Raw genomic sequence first — 2,329 nt, forward strand, 5'->3', positions numbered from 1 at the left:
GAGTAGGAGCGGGAGCGCGCTGGAAGAGGTGCGTGATCACGGGCAGCCACGCGGCCACTGCCCCGGCGGCGAGAAGCGCCAGCGACCGGTTCCGATAGTCCGCCGTATAGATTTCCGTGGGGAGTTCACCCATCGCGATCCAGATGCCGAGCATCGGCACAACCGACGCGAGGCACGCGTGCTTGAGGGCGAAACGCAGGCTCGAATAGCGCCGCTTGTCCGCGTAGTACGCCAGCAGGATCAGGTGCAGGAGCGCCAAGGGCGGAACGAACAGGTGTGAGATCACGAGCGTCCCGAAGCCCGGATAGGCCGTAGCGGACGCCATCGATGGCGTCGCCGCGATGGCGAGGATGCAGAAGAGCAGTGTTGTGCGCATGGAGGTGATGACGGGCGGAACTTGATAGGGACGTGGCGTGCAGGGGGAGGCGTCGACGTCCGGGGAAGGGCCGGCGCGGACGGGTGAGGCAAACGAGCCGGCCCCGATGCACGGAGCCGGCCCCACTCGCATCATCGACGGCCTGCCCTTACTCGCGCGGAGGGTCGCCCGGCTGGTAGGGAAGCTGGTTCATCAGGTAGCGCACCACTCCGTCCACCTTGGAGGTGCGCAGCCGGTCCGTCCGCGCGCCGACGATCGTGGTGTTTCCGTGGCGGTGCACTTCGACCACGACGGTGCCTTCGCCGCCCGAGTAGGTGCGCTCATGGTGCCCGTCGCGGCTCATGGCAAGCTCGCCGCGCGTGGTGAGGATCTCGTCGGTGCGCGCCCAGATGTCGCTGAGCGTCAGCACGGTGGTGCGCTCGTAGTCCGCCATCGTCCAAACCTTCGGTAAGGGGGCCGCCGTGCCCCGCCAGTCACTGTTCCAGGATCGCCGCCTGCAGCTCGGTAAACGGCCGCGCGCCCACGATCCAGCGCGCCTCGTCACCGGTGCCGGCCACCAGCGTGGGCGTCTGATCGACCCCCACGCCCCGCGCCGCCTCCAGCTCCGCGTCGATGCGCGAAGCCGCGCCGCCCACGTCCAGCACCACGTGCATCTCCGTGGCGTCCAGCCCGATCCCCGCGCCCAGCTCCGTCAGCACGTCGATGCGGCTGATGTCGCGCCCCTCACTGAAGTAGGCGGCGAACAGGGCCTCGCGCATCCGCGCGCCCACGCCGTTGCGCGCCGCGAACGCCGCCGCCTCGTGCGCCTTGCGCGTCCGCACGGCCAGCGGGGGCACCGACAGCGGCAGGCCCAGCTCGTCTGCCAAGGGCCGCAGCGCATCCATCCACTCGCCGTTCACCTCCGGCAGCGGCCCGGGCGCGGGATACAGCTCGAAGGCCATCCAGGTGGGCTGCACCAAGCCCTCGCGCTGCATGCGCCGCACCGCCGCCTCCGCCACGTACGAGAAGGGGCAGGCGAAGTCCGAAAACACCACCAGCGGAACGGCCGCCATGCTCCAACCACTGCCCTGGGAACGCGCTCGGGAGGGCGCCAATCTGCCCCGCGTTCCTGCGCGCCGCAAGCCCGCCTCAGCCTGCACGGGCGAATGAATTCGCTGCAACCACCACACGAAGTCTTCCTTCGCAGACTGGCTTGCCCTGGTGTGGGTCAAGGACCGGCGCGCGCCCGGTCTTCCTGCCGAGTGCTGCCTCCGGCGCAATCTGTCATCCAGAGGCCCGGGCGCACTGAACCGGCCCGCAGTGCATGCCATGCAGGGCCGTGGGATCTTGCCGCAGATGCCTCTTGCCTGGGGCGCGGCAGCGGCACGGACCTCCGGGCCTCGGCCCTGATCCTCGCCTGGGAACGCCCCACGCCTCCCCAGGCGAATGAATTCGCTGCAACGACCACACGAAGTCTGCCTTCGCAGACTGGCTTGTCCGGGTGTGGGTCGAAGCCCGGTGCGCGCCCGGACCTCTGTCCTCCCGCCGAGTGCTGCCTCCGGCGCAATCTGTCATCCAGAGGCCCGGGCGCACTGAACCGGCCCGCAGTGCATACCATGCAGGGCCGTGGGATCTTGCCGCGGATGCCTCTTGGCTAGGGCGCGGCAGCGGCACGGACCTTCAGGCCTCGGCCCTGATCCTCGCCTGGGAACGCCCCAAGCCTGCCGGGGCGAATGAATTCGCTGCAACGACCACACGAAGTCTGCCTTCGCAGACTGGCTTGTTCTTGTGTGGCGAGGACTTTGTGGCGCGACCGAGTTTTCCAGCCGGGCTCTCGTGTGGACGCAGGTCCGGTGCACGGCCTTGAGTGTGTGGCGGATCCCTCAGTCGCTGCAAAGCATGAACCGACCGCAAGTTACGCTTGGCCGCTCCTTCGGGATGACATCGCGCCTCGGCAGGTGCGACGTGCGTGCA

The 2,329-nt window shown here is 69.0% G+C and carries 3 protein-coding genes; all 3 read right to left on the reverse strand.

Annotation, left to right across the window (positions count from 1 at the left end; translation table 11 throughout):
• On the reverse strand, positions 1-376 hold a 376-nt coding region (locus tag VIB55_RS06185), incomplete at its 3' end, for a hypothetical protein (RefSeq protein ID WP_331875796.1).
• A 148-nt stretch (positions 377-524) separates the two neighbouring features.
• Positions 525-809 carry a hypothetical protein gene (locus VIB55_RS06190; protein ID WP_331875797.1) on the reverse strand — a complete coding sequence of 95 codons (285 nt, stop codon included), beginning with the start codon at positions 807-809 and terminating at the stop codon, positions 525-527.
• 40 nt (positions 810-849) lie between these two features.
• A complete protein-coding gene (locus VIB55_RS06195) occupies positions 850-1,428 on the reverse strand; it encodes a DsbA family oxidoreductase (RefSeq protein ID WP_331875798.1) in 579 nt (192 codons plus the stop codon).
• Between the last annotated feature and the right edge of the window lie 901 nt (positions 1,429-2,329).

The organism is Longimicrobium sp., assembly GCF_036554565.1.
GTDB lineage: Bacteria > Gemmatimonadota > Gemmatimonadetes > Longimicrobiales > Longimicrobiaceae > Longimicrobium.

What these genes read in the sequence shown, in the direction of transcription:
- VIB55_RS06190 (WP_331875797.1), bottom strand. Translation starts at nt 809, where the DNA reads ATGGCGGACTACGAGCGCACCACCGTGCTGACGCTCAGCGACATCTGG.
- VIB55_RS06195 (WP_331875798.1), bottom strand. Translation starts at nt 1,428, where the DNA reads ATGGCGGCCGTTCCGCTGGTGGTGTTTTCGGACTTCGCCTGCCCCTTC.